Consider the following 25,231-nt stretch of genomic DNA (forward strand, 5'->3'; position numbering starts at 1 on the left):
GTCCGATTCATGGCTATTAAAGAAGGTTTACGCCCCGGCGGCAGAAGCGCCCGGGTCCAGGAGTCGATTCATTCGGCCGTTCGCGCGCTATTGCAGGAGCAGGATCGCGCCAGCCTGACCGTGCCGCAAATCGCCGCGCGCGCCGGGGTGACGCCGTCCACCATTTATCGGCGCTGGGGCGACTTGCAAGCGCTGCTGGCGGATGTCGCCATCGCACGTATGCGCCCGGATGGCGAGCCGGCCAATACCGGCAGCCTGCGCGGCGACTTGCGCGCCTGGGCCGAGCAGTACCTGGACGAAATGAGTTCCGAGCCCGGCCGCAACATGATGCGCGACATCCAGGCCTGCGCCACGCCGGGCTATTGCGTGGGCATCATCAGCGGTCAGTTGCAGATCATCCTGGACCGCTATCCCGATGAGCCGAATCCGGGCATCGAGCGGCTGGTGAATGTGATCGTGGCGCCGACGGTGTTTCGTATCCTCTTTGCCACTGCACCGCTGGAGGGCGAGGAGTTGTATCGGTTGGTTGACATAGCGTTGGGTCAGTAAGGCCGCTTTCGCGAGCAGGCTCGCTCCCACATGGGATCTCCAGCGGGCACGCGATCTGTGTGCACCGCAGATCTACTGTGGGAGCGAGCCTGCTCGCGAAGAGGCCCGAAAGAACACCCGATAACCCGAGCACCCCACCCCACCCGCGACACCCCGCCACGCCCCGACCTTGGTCGACACTGACGAACCCGAGCGGGCATGCGAGACTGTCGTGCCGGGCCCGAGCCCGGGGATATTTGTCCGGGAGTTTCCATGTCGCTGTCCAGCGGGCTGATTGCCGTTGTCGCCCTGGCCTATATGGCCATCATGTTTGCCATCGCCTTCTACGGCGACCGACGCAGCACGCCGTTGCCGCCGCGCGTGCGGGCCTGGGTCTACAGCCTGTCGCTGGCGGTCTATTGCACCAGCTGGACCTTCTTTGGCGCCGTGGGCCAGGCCGCAGAACAGCTCTGGTCGTTCCTGCCGATTTACCTCGGACCGATCCTGCTGCTGGTGTTCGCACCGTGGGTCCTGCAGAAAATGGTGATGATCAGCAAGCAGGAGAACATCACCTCCATCGCCGACTTCATCGCCGCCCGCTACGGCAAGTCGCAGTCCCTGGCGATTGTGGTCGCCCTGATCTGCCTGGTCGGCGTGCTGCCCTACATCGCCTTGCAGCTCAAGGGCATCGTGCTCGGCGTGAACCTGCTGATCGGCGCCGGCGCCGACGCCATGGGCACCCGGGCCCAGGACACCGCCCTGATCGTCTCGCTGATCCTGGCGCTGTTCACCATCGTCTTCGGTACCCGCAACCTGGACGCCACCGAGCACCATCGCGGCATGGTCCTGGCGATTGCCTTCGAGTCGCTGGTCAAGCTGTTCGCCTTCCTGGCCGTCGGCGCGTTCGTCACGTTTGGCCTCTATGACGGTTTTGATGACCTGTTCAACCAGGCGATGCTGGCGCCCCGCCTGGAGCAATACTGGAAGGAAACCATCAACTGGCCGTCCATGGTCGTGCAAACCGGCGTGGCGATGATGGCGATCATCTGCCTGCCCCGGCAATTCCATGTGACCGTGGTCGAGAACATCGACCCGCAGGACCTGCGCCTGGCCAAGTGGGTGTTTCCCGCGTACCTGGCGCTGGCCGCGCTGTTCGTGGTGCCGATCGCCCTGGCCGGTCAGATGATGTTGCCCAGTTCGGTGCTGCCGGATTCGTTCGTCATCAGCCTGCCGCTGGCCCAGGCCCACCCGGCCCTGGCGGTGCTGGCGTTCATCGGCGGCGCGTCGGCCGCCACCGGCATGGTGATCGTGGCGAGTGTCGCCCTGTCGACCATGGTCTCCAACGACATGCTGCTGCCCTGGCTGTTGCGCCGCAACAACGCCGAGCGGCCCTTCGAGGTGTTCCGCCAGTGGATGCTGTCGGTACGCCGGGTGAGCATCGTCGTGATCCTGCTGCTGGCTTACGTCAGTTACCGGCTGCTGGGGTCGACGGCGAGCCTGGCGACCATCGGCCAGATCGCTTTCGCCGCCGTGACTCAGCTGGCGCCCGCGATGCTCGGCGCGCTGTACTGGAAACAGGCGAACCGACGCGGCGTGTTCGCCGGTCTCGCCACGGGAATTTTCCTCTGGTTTTATACGCTGGTGCTGCCGATCGCCGCCCACAGCCTGGGCTGGTCACTGAGCAGTTTTCCCGGCCTGGCCTGGCTGCACGGCAACCCGCTGGACCTGCCGATTACTCCGCTGACGCAAGGGGTGGTTTTGTCCCTGGCCGGCAATTTCATCCTGTTCGCCTGGGTCTCGGTGTTGTCCCGCACCCGCGTGTCGGAGCACTGGCAGGCCGGGCGCTTCATCGGCCAGGAAATCAGCGCCCGCCCCAACCCTCGTTCGATGCTCGCGGTACAGATTGACGATCTGCTGCAACTGGCCGCCCGGTTCGTCGGCGAAGAGCGCGCGCGGCAGAGCTTCATCCGTTTCGCCTACCGCCAGGGCAAAGGTTTCAACCCGAGCCAGAATGCCGACAGCGAATGGATCGCCCACACCGAGCGCCTGCTGGCCGGTGTGCTGGGGGCCTCTTCGACGCGGGCGGTGGTGAAGGCGGCAATTGAAGGGCGGGAGATGCAACTGGAGGACGTCGTGCGGATCGCCGACGAAGCGTCCGAGGTGCTGCAGTTCAATCGCGCGCTGCTGCAAGGGGCTATCGAAAACATTACCCAGGGCATCAGCGTGGTGGACCAGTCCCTCAGGCTGGTGGCCTGGAATCGTCGCTACCTGGAGCTGTTCAATTACCCCGACGGACTGATCAGCGTCGGCCGGCCGATCGCCGACATCATCCGCTACAACGCCGAACGCGGCCTCTGCGGGCCCGGCGAGGCCGAGGTCCATGTCGCACGCCGCCTGCACTGGATGCGCCAGGGCCGCGCGCATACCTCGGAACGGCTGTTCCCCAACGGCCGGGTGATCGAGCTGATCGGCAACCCGATGCCCGGTGGCGGCTTTGTCATGAGTTTCACTGACATCACCGCGTTCCGCGAAGCCGCCCAAGCCTTGACCGAGGCCAACGAAGGGCTGGAGCAACGGGTGGCCGAGCGCACCCGGGAACTGTCGCAGCTGAACCTGGCGCTGACCGAGGCCAAGAGCACCGCAGAAGCCGCCTATCAGTCCAAGACCCGCTTCCTTGCCGCCGTCAGCCATGACCTGATGCAACCCCTGAATGCCGCGCGACTGTTCTCCGCCGCGCTGTCCCACCAGCATGACAGCCTGCCCGGCGAAGCCCGGCAACTGGTGCAGCACCTGGACAGCTCGCTGCGTTCGGCGGAGGACCTGATCACCGACCTGCTCGACATCTCCCGCCTGGAGAACGGCAAGATCAACCCCGATCGCAAGCCCTTCGTGCTCAACGACCTGTTCGATACCCTGGGCGCCGAATTCACCGTGCTGGCCCAGGAGCAAGGGCTCAAGTTCCGCGTGCGTGGCTCGCGCCTGCGGGTCGACAGCGACATCAAGCTACTCCGGCGGATCTTGCAGAACTTCCTCACCAATGCCTTCCGCTACGCCAAAGGTCCTGTGCTGCTGGGCGTTCGCCGCCGCCAGGGCGAGCTGTGCCTGGAGGTCTGGGATCGCGGCCCCGGCATTGCCGAAGACAAACAGCAGGTCATTTTCGAAGAGTTCAAGCGCCTCGACAGCCATCAGACCCGCGCCGAAAAAGGCCTCGGCCTGGGCCTGGCGATCGCCGATGGCCTGTGCCGCGTGCTTGACCACCGGTTGCGCGTGCGTTCCTGGCTGGGGCGCGGCAGCGTGTTCAGTGTCAGCGTGCCGTTGGCCAGCACCCAGGCCGCTGCTCCCTGTGCCGCGCCCGAACCCAACGGCCAATTGCCGAGCGGGGCCCAGGTGCTGTGTGTGGATAACGAAGACAGCATCCTGATCGGCATGAGCAGTTTGCTGACGCGTTGGGGGTGCCAGGTCTGGACCGCGCGCAACCGCGAAGAGTGCGAGCGCTGGCTCGCCCAGGGCGGGCGTCCGCAACTGGCCCTGGTGGATTTTCATCTGGACGACGGCGAGACGGGCACCGAGCTGATGGCCTGGCTGCGCACGCGCCTGGGCGAGCCGGTGCCGGGGGTGGTGATCAGCGCCGACGGCCGGCCGGAGACGGTGGCGCAAGTGCACGCGGCGGGGTTGGACTACCTGGCCAAACCGGTGAAGCCGGCGGCGTTGCGGGCGTTGTTGAGTCGGCATTTGCCGTTGTAGTAAAGCGGGGGCACGGTCTCCCGTGGCGAGGGAGCTTGCTCCCGCTTGAGTGCGCAGCACTCATAAAAGAGGGGCCGCTGCGCAGCCCAGCGGGAGCAAGCTCCCTCGCCACGGGGGTTCGGTTTCAGGCCTGGAGTTCAACTTCAGCCTTGGGTGTCCGTGCTGGGTTCTTCCGCCACCTCAGGCAACCCATCCACATCCGCCATCGCGCGCTCCAGCAGCTCCGTCGGCAAGCTCTTGCTCGCCCGGGCGCCGAGGAGTTTCAGTTGTTCGCTGCGGCTGACCAGGTTGCCGCGCCCTTCCGTCAGCTTGTTGCGCGCGGCGCTGTAGGCTTTGTCCAGTTGCTGCAGGCGGTTGCCGATTTCATCGAGGTCCTGGATGAACAGGACGAACTTGTCGTACAGCCATCCGGCGCGCTCGGCAATTTCCCGGGCGTTCTGGCTCTGGCGCTCCTGCTTCCACAAGCTGTCGATGACCCGCAATGTCGCCAGCAGCGTCGTCGGGCTGACGATCACGATGTTACGGTCAAAGGCTTCCTGAAACAGCGTCGGCTCGGCTTGCAGCGCGGCGGAAAACGCGGCCTCGATCGGCACGAACAGCAACACGAAATCCAGGCTGTGCAAACCGTCGAGGCGCTTGTAGTCCTTGCCGGCCAAGCCCTTGACGTGGGCTCGCAACGACACGACATGCTGCTTGAGCGCGAGCTGGCCGATGGCGTCATCTTCGGCGGCGACGTATTGCTGGTAAGCCGTGAGGCTGACCTTCGAATCGACTACTACCTGTTTATCGCCGGGCAGGTAAATCAACACGTCCGGCTGGAAACGCTCACCGTCCGGGCCCTTGAGGCTGACCTGGGTCTGGTATTCGCGGCCCTTCTCCAGGCCAGCGTGTTCGAGCACCCGCTCGAGGATCAGTTCGCCCCAGTTGCCCTGGGTTTTCTGCCCCTTGAGGGCGCGGGTAAGGTTGGTGGCTTCATCGCTCAGGCGCAGGTTCAATTGCTGCAAGCGCTCAAGCTCCTTGCCCAAGGAAAACCGCTCGCGAGCCTCGGCCTGATAGCTTTCCTCGACGCGTTTCTCGAACGACTGGATGCGCTCCTTCAGCGGATCGAGCAGTTGTCCTAGGCGCTGCTGGCTGGTTTCGGCGAAGCGCTGTTCACGTTCGTCGAAGATTTTTCCGGCCAGCTCGGCGAACTGCGCCCGCAACTCGTCGCGCGAACCTTGCAGGTCGTTGAGGCGCTGCTGATGGCTTTCTTGCTGCTCGCGCAATTCGGCGTGCAACGAAGCCGCCTGGGCATCGAGCCGCCGCAGTTCCGCTTCCTTGTTGGCCCGTTCGAGATTCCAGGCGTGGGCCGCGTCCCGAGCATTGTCGCGCTCGATCTGCAGCAATTCGACTTCGCGACTGGCCGCCGCGAGCTCGGCCTGTTTGGCGGCATTGGCCTGGCTCAGGTCACTGATTTCGTCGCGGCAGGCATCCAGCTGGGCATTCAACCCGTCGTGGGCCATGTGCGCGGTCGCCAGGCGTTCTTCCAGCAGGGCGAGTTCGGTCTGCGCCGCGCTGGCCTGGCGTTGCAGATGCCAGGCCAGGGCCAGCAACGGCAGCGCAGCGCCCGCAAGACCAAGCAACAGGCTGGTCAAATCCATAGCCATGACAATTTCCGCGGATGAAATAAAGCCCGAAGGTTAACCAAGCAACCCGGCGTTGCCCAGCTCAGTCTTCGATTTCACCCAGCGCCTGGCGAGCGCGGTGATCGCCGGCCCGGGCAGCCTGGCGCAGCAGGTCCTGGCCGATGCGCCGGTCGCGAGCGTTACCGCATTCGCGGCACATCAACTGGCCGAGACGGCTCTGGGCGGCCACCACGCCTTCACGGGCCGGTTGCTTGAGCAGGCGGCCGGCCAGGTGCTTGACGCTGGGGCTGTCGCCCAGGCGCGGGCTGTCGAGTAACCATTCGGCCACGCGCATCGAAATACGCTTGGGTGGGGTAACACCCTGGGGTGTGGAGGTAACAGGATTTGATACTGAGCGGAACTTCATAACGCACTACGGTGACAGGTCAGAAGGCGCGCCACTCTACTCCTTTTTTCGTACGGGTAAAGTCGAAAAAAACCGGCACGCCCGTCCTAGAGCAAGCGGTTGGGACAATCCACAGAAGCTGTGGATAACTCAGTGGACAACCTACCCGGAACTCGCCGCAAGCCCTGTGGAACGGGGCCTGCGCTCAAACTGACGATTTTTTCACCAGCTAAAAAAAGCGATGTTTTTCATTGACTTAAATTTTGGATGCAGGCACCCACCTCAGAATGTTCCTACATGACAGTTCGGTGACAAGCCTCGTCGCAAGTGTGCACAAGTAACACGCGAACGGTTATATCGCCGCGCTTTTTGAGGCATTCGCAGAGGTGTCACCTGGGGATAACCCGGGAGAGTGCCTTGGCTGATCGCCCAGGCTCGCCAGCCACGCAAGGCATAGCGCGGCGTCCCACTGGTCGGATTTGAATATTTATTGATCACTGGCCTTCCCTTCACGGATTCGATCCGTTAGTATCCGCGGCGTTAGTACCAAGCTGAAAGTCAATTCCAGGTCGAACACATCTCCACGGTCAGCCACCCTCAAGGGCAGCTCCACCGATAAAAAGAGACCGACCTCCTCGATGGTTTCCAGGTAAATCTTGCGTCAACACTGCCTTTGATCGAATGCAAAGGGTGTCTGCCAAGCTCGTTACTCTGACCGAACCAACCTGCAAAATTGATCAGGATCTTCACCCCGGGCCCAGAACCTTTGCCCTTGATGTGCTGCCTGCCCTCCTAAGTACCTACCTGCCAGCCCAAGCGCGCCTTTTTATAGCGCTCAAACTGGCTGCTTTGTTCCAGTCGGGTTCTTCGTTCGACCAATGGTGGTCGACGTTACTGGAACGTTTTAACGCGGCACGGTTCTTAACCGTGTCATTTGCAGGAACACCTAACATGTCTACTCAAATCCATACCCAGGATGCCATCCGCACCCTGACCAACGCTTTTGCCCCAATGAACTGCCTGATCATGGCCGCTCGCAAAGGCTGCTTCAGCTTCACGCTGGTCAACGAACACGGCATCGCCCGTCATAGCGAACGCCTGTATCCCGACCAGTACTCCAGCGCAGAACCGCTGCAGGCCGTGATCGAGCGTACCCGCCAGGCACTGGTTGCCTGAGACGCCCGGAAGCTGAAACCGAAGACCCCGCCCCGAAAAGCGGGGTTTTTTATTGCCTGGCATTTCTCGATAAAGCGCAACGGCTTAAGTACAAAGCGCTATAACCGTCATAACCGTTCGATGAAGATGGTTTAAAAACAGTCCTTTACAGCAGGGATATGACACTACACTTCAAGTCAAGCGGCCTGATCCGCTTCGGCGGAGCCTGAACCGATCCACTGCTGCCAAGGCCACATCTTCAGGCTTCGCCCCTTTTCCGTCTCGAGGGTTTTATGGGTATCGCTGCCAGCGAACTGTGTCGATACGTGATCCGTCCGACGCTCCTCTACCTGGGGAGTCACAGCAAGGCGGCGGAGACCTTGCTGCTGGGCATTGCCGCCAGCCAGTCCGGGCTTGGCGCGGCGTTGCACGATCGGCGCGGGCACGGCCTGTACCGCATCACCGAACCTCGCCACCGAGCCTTATGGGACGACTACCTGGCGCTGGACCCGGAGCGGGCCAGCCTGGTACGCGGCCTGGCGAGCCAGCATGCGTTCCTGAGCGGTCCCCATCTGGAACTGACCGTCAACCTGCGCTACGCCACGGCCATCGCCTGGCTGCTGGTGGAGGAACAGGCCACACCGCTGCCCGAGGCCGGCGACCTGTTGGGCATGGCGCGGATCTGGCGGCAGACTTTTCACCCCCAGGGACGCCTGCGAGATTTCACCTGTGCCTGGCAAAACTGTGTTTCGCCACTGAATCAGGTCGCTTGCTGAATGGAAAATCAGAAAGTTCCTACAACTTCAGTGAATTTGGTCAGATTGTCCTACAAAACCCCTCTAAATCAAGCCATACAAGCTATAGCGCTTGAAGGAAAATGTTGGTAATTTTCGCGTCGGTGATCACCTGGAGTTCTAACAATGAAAAAAATGATGCTCAAAACCACCCTTGGCCTTGCCGTTACCTTGGCATCCACCCAACTCTTTGCCAGTGGTTTTGCCCTGAACGAACAAAGCATCAGTGGCATGGGCACTGGCTTCGCGGGTCGTTCTTCTTCTGCCGATGATGCAAGCACCGTGTTTGGCAACCCTGCCGGTATGTCGCGCCTCAAGCGCGAGCAAGTGACCGGCGGCTTCGCCGTGATCGACGCGTCCACCGATATCAACGATGCCAGCGGTACCCGCTCCGGCACCAACGACGGCGACATGGTTCCGTTCACCGGCGTTCCGATGGGCTACTACGTCAAGCCTATCGATGACAAATGGGCATTCGGCCTGGGTGTCTACGCCCCGTTCGGCCTGATCACCGATTATGAAAACAGCTTCCAGGGCCGCAACTTCGGCAGCAAGAGCGAAGTGAAGGTCGTGACTTTCCAGCCAACCATCAGCTATGCCTTCAACGACAAGGTATCGATCGGTTTCGGCCCGACCATCAACCGTATCTCCGGTTCGCTGGAATCGGCACTGACCACACCGTTCTCGCCTAACGACGGCAACGTCAAGATCAAGGGCGATGACATCGGCTACGGCTACAACATCGGCTTGATGGTCCAGGCTACCGACAGCACCCGTGTCGGCCTGACCTACCACTCCAAGGTCAAGTACAAGCTCGAAGGCCACACCGAAGTGAGCCCGGGTGCCGGTACGCCGGGCTTCCTGTTGAGCCGTGCACGTTATGACGCTTCGCTGGACATCACCACGCCTGAATCGGTGGACTTCTCGGTTACCCAGGAAATCAATGACGCCTGGACCGTCTATGCAGGCAGCACCTGGACCCGCTGGAGCCGCCTGAAGGACATCACCGTCGATAACGACCTGACTGGCGGCGGTGCCCTGAACCCAGCCCTCTTCGGCACCATCACCGAAGAACAGAACTGGCACGACACTTGGGCCTACGCCATCGGTACGTCCTATCAGCTGAACAAACAGTGGGTACTGCGCACCGGCCTGACCTTCGACCAGTCGCCTGCCAACAACGAAGACCGCTCGCCACGCATCCCTACCGGCGACCGGACCATCTTCAGCCTGGGCGCCGGCTGGAGCCCGACCGACGACCTGACCATCGACGTGGCCTACTCCTACCTCAAGGAAGAAAAAGTCAACGTCAACCGCAGCAACGCGCTGGGCCAGGCCTACAACGCTGAATACGAAAACAGCGCCAACGGTTTTGGTGTCGGTGCCACCTACCGCTTCTGATGATTCACGGCGAAGCTGAACACTTCGCCAGCTGAAGCGAAAAAAAGCCCCGCACTCTGCAAAGAGGCGGGGCTTTTTCGTGGCTGGCGGTCAGGGTTTCGAAGCGATGGCCGTTTCCACTGCCTTGATGAAGTCAGGATCGTCGGGTTTGATCCGGCTGGAAAAACTGCCGACCACCCTGCCCTCGCGATCCACAACGTACTTGTAGAAATTCCATTTCGGCGCGCTGGACTGTTCGGCCAGGTGCCTGAACAAGGGGATCGCGTCCGCGCCGCGCACTGGCTGCGGCTCGGTCATGGTGAAGGTCACGCCGTAGTTGACGTAGCAGACCTTGGCCGTCTCCGCGCCATCCTTGGACTCCTGCTTGAAATCGTCGGAGGGTACGCCCAGCACTTCCAGCCCTTGCCCCTTATAGTGCTGGTTCAGCGCTTCGAGACCTTTGAACTGCGGTGCAAAACCACAGAAGCTGGCGGTGTTGACCACCACCAGGGGCTTGCCGGCGAAGCGCTGGCACAGGTCGATGGTTTCCTTGGCCCGCAGCTTGGGCAGCGAGCCCTCCAGCAGCGGCGGACAATCAGCCGCCCAAACTTGCCCGGCCGCAGCCAGCAACAGGGTGGGAACAGCAAGCCAGCGCATCAGCATGTCGGATTTTCCTTGAAAGCCTGTCAGACCAGGACGTTACTCCGCCCGCCCGACGCCGTCCATTGTTCAGCAGTTACCCATGCCCAATTGCATCAACGCCAACCCGCCCTGGTGCCAGCCCCACCAGGCGAAGGCCAGCAACAGCGCGGCGCCGGCCGCGACCAACCATGGGCCGACGCGGCTCATGCGGCACCGGCCTGTGCTTGCAGGCGCGCCACCGGACGCTCGCGTACCGGCCAGTTCAATGCCGCCGCCAACAGGCTGAGCAGGATCGACACTTGCCAGATCAGGTCATAGCTGCCGGTGCGGTCGTACACCACCCCGCCCAGCCAGCCACCCAGGAACGAGCCCAACTGGTGGAACAGGAACACCATCCCACCGAGCATCGAAAGATTTCGCACACCGAACAAGGTCGCGACCGTACCGTTGGTCAACGGCACCGTCGACAGCCACAAAAAGCCCATCGCCATGCCGAAGACATAAGCCGTGGTGGTAGTCACGGGGAGCCAGAGGAACAGGCCGATCACCACCGCCCGCGCCAGATACAAGCCGGTCAGCAACCGCGGCTTGGACATGCGCCCACCCAGCCAGCCGGCCGTGTAGGTACCGAAGATATTGAACAGCCCGACCAGCGCCAGCACGGTGGTGCCGACGCTGGCAGGCAGGTGCTGGTCGACCAGGTAGGCCGGCAGGTGCACACCGATGAACACCACCTGGAAACCACAGACAAAAAAGCCCACGGCCAGCAGCCAGAACCCTGAATGGCTGCAGGCCTCGCGCAACGCTTCGGACAGCGTCTGCTCATGCCCGGACAGCGGCGCCGGCGCGTCCTTGAGCATGCTCACCAGAGGCACGATCAGCGCCACCAACAAGCCCAGCGCCAGCAGCGCGGCGGACCAGCCAAGCCAGCCGATCAGCCCCAGCGTGCCCGGCAGCATGGCGAACTGGCCGAAGGAGCCGGCGGCGCTGGCGATGCCCATGCCCATGCTGCGTTTTTCCGCTGGCACGGCCCGTCCGACTACGCCAAGGATCACCGAAAACGAGGTGCCGGACAGCCCGATGCCGATCAACAGTCCCGCGCTCAACGACAGCGACCAAGGCGAGTCGGCCATGCCCATCAGGAGCAGCCCGACGGCGTAGAGAACGCCACCGATCAGCACCACTTTCGCCGCGCCGAAGCGGTCGGCCAGCGCGCCGGTAAACGGCTGCGCCAGGCCCCAGATCAGGTTCTGCAAGGCAATCGCGAAGGCAAACACCTCGCGACCCCAGCCGAAATCCGCGCTCATCGGCGCCAAAAACAGGCCAAAGCCATGTCGCACACCCAGCGATAACGCCAGGATCAGCGCGCTGCCCACCAGGACCCAACCACAGGTACGCCACATCGATGTCATTATTGTTCTCCGGTCGCGGGTATATACCCACTTATCAGCGGACGAACCGGCATCACGCCAGTTCATCCAGCAAGGCCAACAGGGTCGCACGCTTTTCCGCGCCCAGCTTGTCGATCAGTTTCTGTTGCGCCGTTTCCCAGGCCGGCTGCGCCGCCGCCAGTCGGGCACGTCCGGCCTCGGTGAGCTCGACGATACGGTTACGCAGATCCTCGCCCTCGGCCAGCTTCACCAAGCCCTCGCCTTCCAGCACCCGGAGGTTGCGTCCCAGGGTGCTGCGGTCCAGGCCCATGGCCTCGGCCAGGGAAGAAATGCTCGGCTGGTCCAGGCGCGCCAGGTTGTTCAGCAAAGAATACTGGGCAACGTTGATCCCGAAGCCGTCGAGGGCGCCGTCGTAATACCTGCTGACGCCACGGGCGGCACGACGCAGGTTGATGCACAAACATTGAGAGGCAAGCATGGTGCGTGTATATACCCGCGATTAAGTTAACGCAAGTTAATTCAAAGAATGTCACTGCCCCAACACACGGCAAGCAAGTCCCAGCGATATGTCCTACAAGCTGCGTGGCCTCGGCCTGACAGCCTTTTCCCGGTGACCTGCTTAAAGTCCGCACCTGTCAATCCTGACAGGTTTCGCCGGGATTGAATCCAGATATAAGGAGGTATCCCCAGTCCTGCCCAGGCCTTGGGGGGCGCCGTGCAAGCGACAGCAGGACAGCACCGCGTCCACGCCATCAATGATGATGAATGGGAGATTCAATCATGTACCAAGCCAGCACTGTTTCAAGTCGTTCGCCAGCAGGCTCTACCCACCTGCGCGGCGCAGAAAGCAACGAAGCCCAAGCCGTGCGCCTGACGAACCGGGAGAAAGAATTCCTGCAATGGAGCGAGATCGGCAAGTCCTCCTGGGAAATCGCCAGGATCGTCGACTGCAGCGAAGCCAACGTCAATTACCACTTCAATAACATCCGCCGGAAGTTCGGCGTCAGCTCGCGTCATCTCGCCGGGAAAATTGCCCGGGAACAAGGCTTGATCTGATGCAGGCTGGGGTTTCGACGGCGGTGTGGATGAAGTAATCCTGTCGAGGTAACAATGCCCCTGAATGCCCTGTACCCGAGTTGCAACACGGCCAGCCCTGAAGCGTGGGGCAATGCACCCATCGCCTACAGGCCTGCGGTTGATCGATCGTTACGCATCATCCTCGCCGACGATCACCCCGTGGTACTCATGGGCATGGAAATGGCGCTGTCGAACCCGGCCTTTTCGGTAGTCGCCAAGGCCCACAACGCCGATGAACTGATTGAGCACCTGAAGCGCACTCCATGCGACCTGGTGATCACTGACTACTCGATGCCCGACTGCCGCTTTCCCGACGGCCTGACCTTGATGGGTTATCTCAAACGACACTATCGCCGCTGCCCCTTAATGGTGATCACCATGTTGCGCAACCCCTCGGTGCTGCGAGCATTGCTCGACGCCGGCGTAGATGGGTTGTTCGACAAGCGCAGCCCATTGGTCAATCTCAAGCAAGCGGCCCTGACAACCACCCGGGGGCACCGGCATGTATGCCCTGCGTTCAAGGGCATTCTCGAGGCCCAGTACTCGCCAACTAAAGCCACCGTCGGCGCGTCAAACAATCTTTCCAACCGGGAGCTAGAAGTGGTGCGTTTGTTTGTCCGGGGTTTGTCAGGCAGGACAATTGCAGCGCAACTCAACCGCAGCGAGAAAACCATCAGCCGACAAAAGCGCACCGCCATGGACAAGCTGGGGCTTGACCATGACGGTGGGCTGGTGGAGTTTGCGCGGGTCAGCGGATTGATCAACTGAGCCCTCGCTTCTACGACATGACACTGGAAACAGCCCCCGTCAGTTCGACGGGCTGGGCCCACTCACCTCGACCAAACGTGACAGAAGATCATAAGAAAGGGCTCGTCCTTCTTCATCCTTGATCAGGTTGCCGTTGGCGTCGTATTCCAAGGTGATGTCCGGATAATCGACATGGGAATTCACCACCGCAGTCAATTGAGTCGGATCCTCACCGGTGTATTCAAACTGAGCCTTATTGATTTCGGTCGCCGATCCTTTGATAAAGGTCGTACGGACCTCTTCGTGATTGTCCAGCGCATCGAAAAAGAAGACTTGCTCCGAAATGACATTGCCATACGGGTCCACCGGTGATTGGGGCCCATCGCACCAATACTCCTCAAGTCGTCCACGTAGCTCGTACCGATAGTTCTCGTCGCGCAACAACGTTTCGCCCGGCGCCGAGCCTTCACTCAGTTCACGCTGTTCGACCTGATCGAGATTGTTCCAGACCTGTTTCAACCACGTTTGGGCGCCGTTGAAATCGAACGTGCGCAGCGTCTCGCGCCCCAAGGCGTCGTACTCAAGCTGGATGCTCACCTTATTGTTCGAGCCATCAACGGTGGAAATACGCTCCGTCAGTCCCTGGACGTTATAGGTGAAGTCACTCCTCACGTAGCCGCCAGTGCCCGGCACACCCAATTCGGTGTAGGCCAGCTTGCCGGTAGTTCGATCATATTCGGACAACTGGACCTGACCGATCACATCGTAGTACCGGATGATCCTTCCGAGCCGACTGTGGACATACGTCATGGCATAGGGATCAACCACGTCAGTGACTTTGCGTGTTTCCGTCTTGATCTCGCCGCGGACGTCGTAAGTACGTTCCAGTTGGATGTCGGTTTCAGCCGAATTGAGCAGCCGGGCATCTTGGAAATCGTAGCCGTAAATGGCTTCGATCGGCGCCGGAACCTCCTGCAGGCGCTGGATGGTTGCCTCCCCCGCCACAGCCTTGCGAGTGAGCGGTTCATCTGTGAGCTCATAGGCATATTCGTAATGGATCACGTCGCCGCTGGGCTGGACGACCCGATTGGCCTTGGTGTAGCTGGTGTCGTACTCGTGTCGGGTGACTCGGCCCCCGGTCGTCGATTCAACCAAGCGCTCCAGGCTGTCGAAAGCCTGGGTGCCGAGGACCTTGTCGTTGACCTTGATCAGCGTTGGCAGATCGCCACGGCTATGGCCGGCGTATTCACGGACAACTTTGTCCTGCGTCGGCAAAGTCGATTCGAGCATGCGATCGAACGCATCGTAGAGATAAGACGTTTCGTAACCCGCCGCGTTTTTTTCCACAGCCGTACGGCCCAGGCCATCGTAGGAATAGCCATGGACGCTGACGGACGCCTGCGCGAGGTCGAAGCGCTCGACTTTCACCGGCTTTTCCAGGCGATTGGTGGTGGTGACGGTCTTGCCCATGCCCTGCGTCCACTCAGTGCTGGTGAACTTGATAGGGTCCTGCAGAGTGTGTTGCGTAACGCCCGCAGCATCGGTACTGCTCGATTGCTCGCCCCAGTCATCGAAGGTGTAGGTGGTCTTCAAAACCAAGGGTTCGAGTTCCAGCCAATCGATTTCGTGTTCTTCGGTCAACTGCCCCAAAGCGTTATGCGTCGCCCGGTAGGTCTCGCGATATTCGCCAGCGGAGAAGTCGAAATCTTGCTGCTCCTCGCTGACGGGCCGATTCAACCCGTCGAACCAGGTACGGGTCTTGACCTTCTTGACGTTTTCCATCTCCTGCCAAGCCTGCCCGGCCGCCAGCGCCTCGCCGCTGTCCGACGGGCGAACCAGCCGGTAGGTGTAGGAACGCGTGGCGGCATAGACAGGATCGTCGGGGGCAACGGTTTCCGCCACTACACGCAACAGGGCATCGTAGGTGTTACGAATGCGGATGTCCTTGTCCTGGCTGAGCAGGGGCTCGCCGTTGAGCAGCGAACGCTCCGTACTGACGACCTTGACCAGGCTGTCATGCCCGGTAAAGGTCTCGGTAGTGGCGAACGCGGTTTCACCCAAGAGCACCTCTGAAGCCTTGTCCGTCTTGTTCTTCCTGGCCTTTTCCTCATCCGTCTTGATGCTGTACTGATAACCCGTCGTCGAGACGTACGATTGATCTGCGCCAACCCGCTCGACAGTTTCCAGTTGAATGAGCCCATGTATCAAAGGATCCAGCGGCGTGTCGAAATACCCGGAGCGGGTGGTTTCCAGCAAGACGTCCGCCTGGTCGACTTGATAAAGGGCCTGCTCGGCGACAACTGCCCAGGGCTCCTTGAGGTCGCTTTTGGCAAGCGTTGGCAGCTCGATATAACGGTAGCGGGTCCGTAGGGTTGGCGCGCCGGCCTGCACGTCGGGGACACGCAACGGATCGGTGGTCGGCGTGATGGTTGTTTGCTCGACATGCCGGACGAACCCGTAGGGATCCTGCGGGCACTGGCCGACAACGCCCGCGGCCGGATAGTAGGAAGTCGCCTCGGTGACACCGCTGGCCTGGACACTCAAGGTCTGGTTGCCATGAATGTCGTACTCGCTCAGTTCGACGTCCTCGCGCCATTCCCTTGGATCATCGGTCAGTTCCCAGCGCGTGGCCGCTTCCTTCAGAAGCTGACATTGGCGTGGCTGCTGGTCGAAAGGCGCCTTGGGGTCATCGTCCACATAATAACGATTGCTGAGAATCTGCTGGTGTGTGCCCTGGAGAGTCGTCTGTGATACCAGCAAATGGAAGCGGTTGAAGACGCGGGTGACGCTGCGTATCGCGTTCGCTCCGACCAGCTCCTCGGTGGTTTGATATTCATAGGCATCGAGGACTTTATAAAGGTTATCCAGGCCGTCGTCCGTCCAGTTGACGCCGCTTCCGTAACCCAGGAAGTTATGCCCATCGGCTCCGTAGCTGTATCGAACCTCGATGGGCGCTTGGCCGGCGCCAGGGTCGGTGATATGCCCGGTGACCCTGGGCAACTTGCGTTGCTCATTGCCGTTGCCCGGGAAACCATGCCCCTCGTCCTGGTACAGGACGCGCTCATGCCCCCCCAACGGTGTCCAGACCTCGCTGATGACGTCCTTCTGCGGGTCATATTCGAAACGCCAACCTGCCTCTTCAACAGTCGGTAACGTGATCCTGTCGACCCGGTCGTTCCTGATGTCCAGGATCACCTCGGCCAGCGGGGCACCGCCAACGGGGGTAAAGCCGATCCTGACGGCATGCGTCTCGGTGTCACGGACCACTTGCAACAACAGGCCATTGTCGTCCCGAATGGCACTGAGCATCGGCTCACCATTGACCACGATGTAGTCCAGGCTGATTTCGTGACCTTGCGGTGAAAATATCCTGACAGGCACAGCCGTTTGCGGAGAGGCGCCCTTGGGCTCCAGCCACTCCACCAGGCCTGACTTATGCACGATCTTGAATTGGCTTGCAGAAAGCTCATAAAACTGGAAGTTCTCGATCTTCTGCTCTTTCATTCGCCGGCGATTGGCAACGCCTTCGTAGGGACCGGTCACTTTGAAGGTCTCGCCGGAATACACCGAGACGACCTGGGTACTGGGCGTGTATTGGCTCAGTTGCAGATTCCAACCCTTGCCGTAACCGCTGTCGATCGTGTTCATCGGGTTATAGCTGAGCACCAGCGGCAACGATGGGCCACGCAAATGGTTGCTGAGCAGTTCACGCAGCGACAGGGAAACGGTATAGATACCGGTTCGTGGGTCTACACCCGTCTGGATGAAGCTCATGAAGTTGAAGGCGTTGGAATGCACGGCGGTGGAAGCGGTCATGATGAACCTCGCGAATAAGCCAGGTGAACTTCGATGTTCGTGCTGGGCAATACGACCACCGCCGCATTGCACAGCAGAACGATCGTTTTCAGCCTTTCTTGCCGGCGAAAGAAACACTTAATCGATTGCGGTCACCGGACTGGAAGCTGATCGCAAGCTCATGATGGTTGCCTTCATTGTCCGTCAGGTAGACCTCCAGTGGAGAACTCTCCATTGGATACAAGAGCGGATGCGCGTCTCGTCGGACGTTATCGTAATGGTCACGCCGGAACAGCCCGACCCTGAATAAACCCACGCTCAGAGCATATTGTTGAATCATTTCAGGCTTGGGTTTTTCGTCGAGGTTATCAACTAGCGCCTGGTCATAATGCATGACGTATGTTTCGGGTTTCTTCAGCGGATCGCCATAGCCATAGCCGGTGTAGCTGAACATGGTTTCATTGGCGGCTTGGCTTTCCCACTTCACCATCGATGAATGTTTGCCGCGCACATCTGCGGTCTGGAAGTCCACACCCACCCGGCCCTCGCGCATATAGGAGAGGTCCCAGTAGTCTGTCGTCTTGAGGAAATGATCAAAATCGTAGTCGCCCTCCGGATCACTTCCTCCCCCACCCTCCACTCGGGTACGCGTAAGCTCGTAGTGAGCGAGAGTAGGCGTGGGCGGAGCGACGGGCTTCAGCGTCACGATGCCGTTCTCAATGTTATCTGTATCCGAGCGATACGGGACACCCTGGCTGCTTTCAAAAACCGCATAGAGACGAGTAACCTCAGTGGTGCGGCCGACCATATACACACGCACCCTGCTCGGTTCAGCCTGCTTGCCAGGCGCCACTGAGCTCATACCTGCATAGGGTTTGAAACGATTGGGAATTCGCGTCTGTGCCCACTGCCCGCCGGGCTGCGGAGGCTCCTCGGCCATGATGCCTTCCTGCAATGCAGGGAGCTCCGGGACCATCTGGTTGGAGCCGACGTGATAGATCTTCAGCGACGCCTCCTCTTCGAGGGTCAGCGGTGCCCCATCGGTTTCAATGAACGCTTCCAGCGGCAGTTGTTGATAACCGTTGGCAAACATTGCCTCGCCACCAAGGGGTTTAAGGTCGAACTTTACCAGGCCCTCCCAACCGGGCTCCTCCTGGTGGGCGGCGAGTTTTACGATGCTGTAGCCTGCATAGATGAGCATGCCACCCACAATAATCTCGCACCTGACGAAATCGAAAGATCGGGAAGACGCTGCGGGCGCGGTGTAGACGCCTTTATCATCTACCGTTCCGTCTCCTATCACTCTCCAGGTGCGCTCGACTTCCCCTGGAACGTTTGATTTTTCGGTGAATACCTGGGTCGCGGAGCGCCCCACTCCGCCGACGAACCGCGGCTCTATCTCAAGTGTCGGAGCAGCTCTTGTCAGTACCACCGACGCTTCGACCGATTCACCCGCGTTATCCGTAACGATGATGGGGTCAACAACCGTGAATTCGGGCAACTCAAGCAATTCGCTGGCCGCCGGTGGTGTATAGATCGCCGTATTGCCCTGGACCGTCAACGACCCATAAGTCGGTTGCTTCCAGGTCAACGTCGAGCCACTGAGGGCTGATGCGACAAAGGTCACGGTTTTTGTCTGGTGCCCCTCGATACGTGCCGCGGCTTCGGGAGAAATCGCCATCGACCGGGTCGTGACCAGCAACAGTGCCCGCACTTGATATGTCTGCTGCGTATCGGGATCGAAATAGGAAGCCGTGACTATATTGCGCACCAGCTCCTTGCCCAACTTCTCTTGGGAAACGGGGAGGTAATTTCCGGCAGCGTCGATGCTGCCCGCCGATGTATTCGAATTGAGGCTCTTGACCGTCCAACTGACACTTACCGGGGCGCCGTTCAAAAGCGCCGTGTATGCAACAGGCTGGCTCCCGGCCTTCACCACGCGAACCGCGGGCTCGATGGTCATCGATGTTCTGGAAGGGTCGAGACGACCAAAAATCACCAGATCCTTGGGCGTATCGCGGGAAACTTCAACAAATACATTCTGCTCTCCGGGAAACAAAAGGCTCTGGATCAGCGCCAACTTGTCAGGATCGGAACGCTCCACATATTTTTCCGCCAGGACCAGCGTTGCCGAAAAATCCCCGTCATCGGGAATCAGGTACGGGAATCGGTCCGGCGACGGGTAATCCCCGCCCATCTCGTCCCCCCTGAGCTGCACCATGACCACTACCGCGCCGTCTGGCGCATTGACAGACTCCGCCAGTTCGGCACCCGGCGCACGTTGCGTCAGTAGGATGAAGTTCGTCGGGGTGAGGTCGCTGTCGCCTTTCAGGTCGAGGATGCCCAACACATACACCTGCTGCTCGGGCGGCAGCTGTTTAAAGACTTCATCGAAGTACATGCCTATCTTGACTTGACTGGCCACCGGCCCCGCGAGGTTGCATGAGAACTTCACGCCCTTGGATAGGTCCAGCGTCACCCTGCCCAAGCGATCAACCACCCCCACCACAACGGAAAGGTCCAATTCCACCGTGAGCGTATAACCATTGGCTTCGCTGATGTCGAACTCATACATCAAGCCGTAGGTATCTTCATAAGCGGCAAAGTTTCCGCCTAAAAGGCTCAAAGTCAACTTGGCTCGGGAGTTGCTTATGTCGGCGGGCTCGAACGATAGCAACGGTTTGCCCAACATGACATTTGTCAGCACGCCTCCCTCGGATCCCGAGTCATTGAGGTTCATGCGGCCGGAAAATACCGGCAGGTAATTCGTACCGTCATATTTTTCCAGCCACTGTTGCTGGAGCACCCGATTAAGCCGCTCGCGATTGAAGGCACACACGGCCCCCCAGCCTTGGGTAATCGAATACTCCTTCATTTTTGCCACAATATCGGCACGTGAATTACTGACCATTTCGATTATCCTCGGCGAGGGTGGCGATGCGCTGCAGACAGCCTTTGATTTCTTCGCTGGCATTCGCGGACGGATTGATTGACTTGAGCTCTTCGGAGACCGCATCCAACAAGCCGTTCAATGTCTCAAGGTCTGGAAACGGATCTTCTTCTACAATCGGCTTGTCCGGCAATGGCGAAAGCGGCAACGGCAGAATGGTGAAACCGTCAAACTTCATCCCCATCAAATCAAGTATGACCGTGATCAGCACAAACTGACTGCTGGTGGTTCCACTTGCCGTAAAAATCCCGGTAGCAGGATCAACTTCTCCAGCATCCGCGGGTATACATTTCCACGCCAAAGGCACGGTGGGTATCTGACCATTAAACGAGACAACCAATTTCACCGAATCATAAGGAGCTTGCTCAAACTCAGCCTTAATAACTACTGATTGAGGCCGGTACTTGACCACCATCAGGGTTTTTTGTTCTTGATTGGTTGTTGTGTTTTTTACAACCACTTCATCTATTGTGAAAGACTCGACGGATTGCTCTGGTGCCAACGGCGCGGTGTAGAGATTTTTTCCTTCTCCATCTGCGTCAGCAGGAATACTGCCGCCGCCGACGACGCTCCATTTCATTGCGCCGTTCAAAGTGTGCGCCGACAGTTCGCGAGTCTCAGGGGCCACGTCTGGCTTGGAAGCGTTGCAGATTTCAATCAGCGGGTTCAGGGTAATGGTTCTGGCGACGACCGTAACCAACGCCCTGGTGGTATGGACCCCAGCGATGGACGCGGTCACTTTGACCCGCAGATAGGTCCCATGAATATCGGCCAAGGCCGGGGCGGTATAGAGACCCTGTGAATCAATGGTTCCGACACCCAGAGTGCCGCCCTCGAGATCCTCGACACTCCAGTCGATGGTGTCGCTAGGGGTAGGGGTTACCGAAAATTGGCGTTTCTCGTCATAACCCAGCATGACTTCCATGGGGTCTATGGCAAACGTGGTCAGGCGGGGGCTGATTGCGCCGAAAAGGACCAAGTCCCCCGTCGGATCAACTGTCTTAAGCTGTACCGCATCATCAGTATTAAAAATGATTGTATTAAGGATAAATAGATCAATTGCTTCAAGCCCGTTAATCGCTGACAAAATTGCGTTGGCCGCAGTACTTTGTAGGATGCCGGTGAATCCCGAAGTGACTAGGAATAACTCGAGTCCTGCAGGCGCCGCTTCCGTGAGCTCATAAGTATGTGACAGCCGGGCTGATACGAGCGTAACGTGGAGCCGGCGCGACGCCGCATCGAGAGCAAAAGCGTAATCTGCACTAAAACCAATCCCAAGCTGAAATTCGTAGGTTCCCCCATCAAACACACAAGTCATGGGGTACCTCCCATTTTCATTACCCATGCCCACTCTCAGAAGAGGAGGGCCGCCCTCAGTCCTGTACATTGACATGGTCAACTTGGAATCCGCATCAATAAAAATAGGTAGCCGATACCCAGAGAACCTCATATTCCATGGGGCAGTCGCTTCAAAGTCTGGAACCTCCAAATAACCATCGGAGCTTTCCACTTCTATTATATGAACAAAGCCCCTATCATCGTTCGTACCCTTGAATGTGGCATTTGGTGCATTGAATGCCCTGGCCGTACCTCTGCCAATAATTTCATGCATGAAAAAATCCGAGCCAAATAACATTGATGCATTGAGATCAGGCTGATCACTGGGCAATGGATACAACCAATCTTCTCCAGGCATACCGCCTTGCAGTGAGCCTTCCATGGCGATACGCATTTCAAGCGCGCCATTACCGTAGTTCTCCGCCTCGAGTAAATTGGCACCGGCTTCCATAATGGTCCGCAACTTGAATGAGGCGGGCTTGATTATTTCCTGAGTCGTAGTATCCAACATACCCAAGTGAAATTGACGCTTTTCCTCCGGAGCCTCACGAAATTTGCGTTTGAAAAACGCTCCGGCCTTCTTCTGCTGAAAGGGAATACGATCACAGGTCTCTAGCCAAAGTCTATTTTGTGAGGCCGAATCGCCCAGATCCAACTGCACTTCACCCTTATCATTGATGTTGCCTTGAACCTCCTTGAGCGGTACCTTGCTGGCTTCCAGTGTCGGATGATCCAGAGGATCATAGGAACCGATTCTGGTGACCTGAGGGAAACTCAGGGTGTCGTCCAGGCTGATGTCCTTGCCACCGACGACGGCCATGCTCATCATGACCTCGCCGGTGTTGTCCGGGTTATTATGAAAACTCAAACGTGGCGTATCGGTGAAGTAATCCAGCTTCCATCGCCAAGTGCTTTCTGATACGCCATAGGCTTCATTGATGGGCGGCATCATCGAATTCGTGTGATGTTTTTCGATGTACTCCTGAAGCAGCAACTGGTTGCACTTATCCCGGTCGTAAGCAACCAATGCATCCCAATCATTCGTACGAGGCGCCAAGCTGGCCCATTCAAGGTATTCGCTCAGTGTTTTACGTTCTGCTGCCATGACATTCATCCTCTGGGATAAATTAATATTTTCCCTGCGACTAACACTTCTTCAAACGCGCACTCAGCAACCTATTGATCGTTCGGTTGTTATAAGACTAAGTCCGCAGCGTAAACCTTGCCGGCTCAAACAGTGTCTCCGCCCCCGGCTCGTAAACTATCTTGACCTGAACTTCTACCGCACCCAGTTGGAAACCCTCGAAACTGGACCTGGCAAGATTTTTCTCAATTTGTTTATTGGCAACGTCCGCAGCTGTTACCGGGTAGTCTTCAAGAATCGGGACAATCAAGTCAGATCCATCCTGGCCCTTACCCATAATCTGCGCGGTTACGACCTGACCATCACGCATATAAAGCCAAGAGAGGAGCGTGAACAGTTCACCTTCACTTCCGATCCGGCTTACATATATAGTTCCGTTATTCGCCTGGCCTTGCGCGGACTGGATGGCTCTGTAGAAGTGTTTCTCGATCGGCAACACCCGCACAGTAAAAATTTCCGACTGCACGGCAGGCTCGCCTGACTGCTGAACGGTGTAATAAACCCGCACAGCCTTATCCAGATTCGAGGGAATGAATTGCGCTGGAATGTTGTAGGTACGCCCATTCGTCGGGACTGTCGCGATATGTTTACCGCCGTCGCCATAACCTTCCCAGTGCAGTTGAACGATGTCCTCGGGGCCGTAGTTGGCAAGCGGGTCGATCAAGATAGTTACGCCGGTAGAGGCCTTGTTTGTGACATTCAAAAGACCTTCGCCCTCTACCGGATTGTCCGGGTCGACGTAGGCGTCCAGCACGATGACCATCGGCAAGTACAGGGGCTCTCGTACGTTTACCCGATAAGGCTCCGAGGAGCGTGCCGTTCCCTCCCAGGCATATTGATAGCGCAAATCCATCGTTCCGCCCTGACTGGCGGCGACCCAGTCGGCGTCCAGGTGTAACTCGAGAAACCCCTTGCCCAGCGTGGACGCATCGACACGGGCACGCAGGATCACCGGATCCACATCCGCGATTGACGAAGAGACATGACAGAGGAGCTCATCCCCTACTTCCATGCCGGGGTAGCCTGCGATGCGCAGCAGCAAGCCTTCCGGGAACAAGGCGGGATTGAGCGTGCCGCCGTCATGCCCGTCGATTTCCAGAGGCGGCAACCCGACCGAGGTCGGTGGCAGCAGCTTGAATGTCTGCGCAGGGGACTGGGTGGTTTCTCCCGGAGTGCCTACATATTGGATACCGTAGTGCACCTGCATGGTTCCATCCTCGGCCCGCAGCAGATCGGAGCGATTAAGAAACAGGCCCAGGGGTTTGCCCACGCCCTCCTCTTCGAGCGTCCGTGAGTTTTTGAGCGCAGGCAATTCCATGCCGTCGGAGTCAAACCGACGGCAATACAGGGTCACCGTGTCTCCAGCGGCCATCGCCTGGTAAGGCGCCACCCAAGGAGTAAAAATGCGAGGTTCATCCTCAACGAGTGACAGGTGAAGATCGTGCGATTCGCGGATCTGCAACACCGGCAGGGTCGCTACCGACCTCGGACGTTTGCCAACGTAGAAAAACAACCGAAGCGATTCGTCTCCGGGCACGCCGCCGGGTTTTCTCACACGATATGAATAAAAAACCGTACCGTTGCGAAGCGCCTGCAGCAGACTGTTCTCGATCAATACCGGCATGCCGTCAGGCGTGACTTCCTCCTCGATCACTTCGACTTCGTCATTGAATTTATCGACTATCTCGCCGGATTCGCCACAACCGAACCAATTGACAACAATGAAGTCCGCGTCGGCGAGGCCGTCGTACTTTATAAAGGTTTCAAGCTCCTGCGCACCCAGTTCCTCAAGGTCAACGGCATTATCCGGACCTAATAAAGGAATGGCCGGTGCCGGATTGGAGAGCGTCATCTTCGATTCCTTGGCATGGAAGTATTGAGCGATCCACAGGATCACTTGGGTTCAGGTATATAGATTTACGCCCTAACGACGCTCGTTGGAACTATCAGAACTGTTAGGTTTACCGAGGCGGCGTCTCTGCTAGCGTTGTCAGGTGGAAGCTACGTGATGCGTAGCGAAGAAGCCCAATGAATACCAACTCCGACAAAAGGAATTAAGTAATGCGACATCTCAAGTTATTACTCACTCTAGTAATGGGTCTTGGTTACGCAAGTTATGGAATGACGGAAAACACCACAAACGCCACTGGCACAATTTACATCAGAGAACAAAACACGAACATTCAATGCAGTGTTCCAGCAACGGCGGGCGATCATGTTATATCAGACTTTGGCTGTACCAATGACCAAGCCTATTCGGTTCGATTCGATAGCATCCCGTCGGCGGTCAATATAACTTTTTTTGACGATAAGAACGGCGAAGGCTGTCTGGATGATGAAGGATGGGAAATTGAGGTTCGTACCATCAAGAACCCGACCACAACACCGACGGAGCCCTGGATGTTCCTCGCATCGATGCACGGTCATACGGACGGTACGATCATCGAACCTGGCGTGCTGAAAATACGCTCCCGCGCGGGCGGAGACATTCACGGAAAACTCTCGTGCGTACGCGTCGAGACCGATAAATAACTTT

General features: G+C 58.8%; 17 protein-coding genes. 8 read left to right on the forward strand and 9 right to left on the reverse strand.

Annotated elements, in window-relative coordinates; genetic code table 11:
• Window positions 1-9: 9 nt before the first annotated feature.
• Window positions 10-549 (forward strand): TetR/AcrR family transcriptional regulator, encoded by a 540-nt coding sequence (locus J3P97_RS19885; RefSeq protein WP_434672588.1) that lies wholly within the window; start codon window positions 10-12, stop codon window positions 547-549.
• A gap of 252 nt (window positions 550-801) precedes the next feature.
• Complete coding sequence (locus J3P97_RS19890) at window positions 802-4,272, forward strand: hybrid sensor histidine kinase/response regulator (RefSeq protein ID WP_434672589.1); 3,471 nt, start codon at window positions 802-804, stop codon at window positions 4,270-4,272.
• 143 nt (window positions 4,273-4,415) lie between these two features.
• On the opposite strand, the gene rmuC is transcribed toward J3P97_RS19890, so the two are convergent.
• Window positions 4,416-5,804 carry a DNA recombination protein RmuC gene (rmuC, locus tag J3P97_RS19895; protein WP_434674576.1) on the reverse strand — a complete coding sequence of 463 codons (1,389 nt, stop codon included), beginning with the start codon at window positions 5,802-5,804 and terminating at the stop codon, window positions 4,416-4,418.
• A gap of 175 nt (window positions 5,805-5,979) precedes the next feature.
• Complete coding sequence (locus tag J3P97_RS19900) at window positions 5,980-6,303, reverse strand: sel1 repeat family protein (protein WP_434572466.1); 324 nt, start codon at window positions 6,301-6,303, stop codon at window positions 5,980-5,982.
• A gap of 930 nt (window positions 6,304-7,233) precedes the next feature.
• Here J3P97_RS19900 and J3P97_RS19905 point away from each other — a divergent pair.
• The 3 genes from J3P97_RS19905 (at window position 7,234) to J3P97_RS19915 (ending at window position 9,632) form a co-directional block, all read left to right on the forward strand.
• Window positions 7,234-7,458, forward strand: coding sequence for a hypothetical protein (locus tag J3P97_RS19905; protein ID WP_007898912.1), 225 nt, complete (start codon window positions 7,234-7,236; stop codon window positions 7,456-7,458).
• A 272-nt stretch (window positions 7,459-7,730) separates the two neighbouring features.
• Window positions 7,731-8,213 carry a hypothetical protein gene (locus tag J3P97_RS19910; RefSeq protein WP_434572464.1) on the forward strand — a complete coding sequence of 161 codons (483 nt, stop codon included), beginning with the start codon at window positions 7,731-7,733 and terminating at the stop codon, window positions 8,211-8,213.
• 144 nt (window positions 8,214-8,357) lie between these two features.
• Entirely contained in the window at window positions 8,358-9,632 is a 1,275-nt protein-coding gene (locus J3P97_RS19915; protein WP_305499461.1) for an OmpP1/FadL family transporter, read from the forward strand.
• 90 nt (window positions 9,633-9,722) lie between these two features.
• On the opposite strand, the gene J3P97_RS19920 is transcribed toward J3P97_RS19915, so the two are convergent.
• The 3 genes from J3P97_RS19920 to J3P97_RS19930 all read right to left on the reverse strand — a co-directional run bounded on the left by J3P97_RS19920 (window position 9,723) and on the right by J3P97_RS19930 (window position 12,122).
• A complete protein-coding gene (locus J3P97_RS19920; protein ID WP_434672590.1) occupies window positions 9,723-10,274 on the reverse strand; it encodes a glutathione peroxidase in 552 nt (183 codons plus the stop codon).
• Window positions 10,275-10,456: 182 nt separating this feature from the next.
• Window positions 10,457-11,665 (reverse strand): MFS transporter, encoded by a 1,209-nt coding sequence (locus tag J3P97_RS19925; protein ID WP_434672591.1) that lies wholly within the window; start codon window positions 11,663-11,665, stop codon window positions 10,457-10,459.
• A gap of 52 nt (window positions 11,666-11,717) precedes the next feature.
• The gene (locus tag J3P97_RS19930) at window positions 11,718-12,122 is read right to left on the reverse strand and encodes a MarR family winged helix-turn-helix transcriptional regulator (protein WP_434601539.1); all 405 of its coding nucleotides are present in this window, start codon (window positions 12,120-12,122) and stop codon (window positions 11,718-11,720) included.
• A gap of 302 nt (window positions 12,123-12,424) precedes the next feature.
• Between J3P97_RS19930 and J3P97_RS19935 the strand changes: the two genes are divergently transcribed.
• Both J3P97_RS19935 and J3P97_RS19940 read left to right on the forward strand, forming a co-directional pair.
• Window positions 12,425-12,700: a response regulator transcription factor gene (locus J3P97_RS19935; protein ID WP_434601540.1), complete on the forward strand. Its 276-nt coding sequence runs from the start codon at window positions 12,425-12,427 to the stop codon at window positions 12,698-12,700.
• Between the two features lie 54 nt (window positions 12,701-12,754).
• Entirely contained in the window at window positions 12,755-13,489 is a 735-nt protein-coding gene (locus tag J3P97_RS19940; protein ID WP_434672592.1) for a response regulator, read from the forward strand.
• Between the two features lie 39 nt (window positions 13,490-13,528).
• Here J3P97_RS19940 and J3P97_RS19945 read toward each other — a convergent pair whose 3' ends face one another.
• The 4 genes from J3P97_RS19945 to J3P97_RS19960 all read right to left on the reverse strand — a co-directional run bounded on the left by J3P97_RS19945 (window position 13,529) and on the right by J3P97_RS19960 (window position 24,547).
• Entirely contained in the window at window positions 13,529-17,284 is a 3,756-nt protein-coding gene (locus J3P97_RS19945; protein WP_434672593.1) for an RHS repeat domain-containing protein, read from the reverse strand.
• A gap of 88 nt (window positions 17,285-17,372) precedes the next feature.
• On the reverse strand, window positions 17,373-20,174 hold the full coding sequence (locus tag J3P97_RS19950) for a hypothetical protein (protein WP_434672594.1): 2,802 nt from the start codon (window positions 20,172-20,174) through the stop codon (window positions 17,373-17,375).
• Window positions 20,164-22,656, reverse strand: coding sequence for a hypothetical protein (locus J3P97_RS19955; protein ID WP_434672595.1), 2,493 nt, complete (start codon window positions 22,654-22,656; stop codon window positions 20,164-20,166). Before J3P97_RS19955 ends, J3P97_RS19950 begins: the two co-directional genes overlap by 11 nt.
• Window positions 22,657-22,753: 97 nt before the next feature.
• Window positions 22,754-24,547, reverse strand: coding sequence for a hypothetical protein (locus J3P97_RS19960; RefSeq protein WP_434672596.1), 1,794 nt, complete (start codon window positions 24,545-24,547; stop codon window positions 22,754-22,756).
• Window positions 24,548-24,756: 209 nt separating this feature from the next.
• Here J3P97_RS19960 and J3P97_RS19965 point away from each other — a divergent pair, with 209 nt between their 5' ends.
• On the forward strand, window positions 24,757-25,227 hold the full coding sequence (locus J3P97_RS19965; protein WP_434672597.1) for a hypothetical protein: 471 nt from the start codon (window positions 24,757-24,759) through the stop codon (window positions 25,225-25,227).
• Window positions 25,228-25,231: the final 4 nt, after the last annotated feature.

It is taken from the genome of Pseudomonas sp. R1-15 (genome assembly GCF_051132085.1).
Taxonomy (GTDB): Bacteria; Pseudomonadota; Gammaproteobacteria; order Pseudomonadales; family Pseudomonadaceae; genus Aquipseudomonas.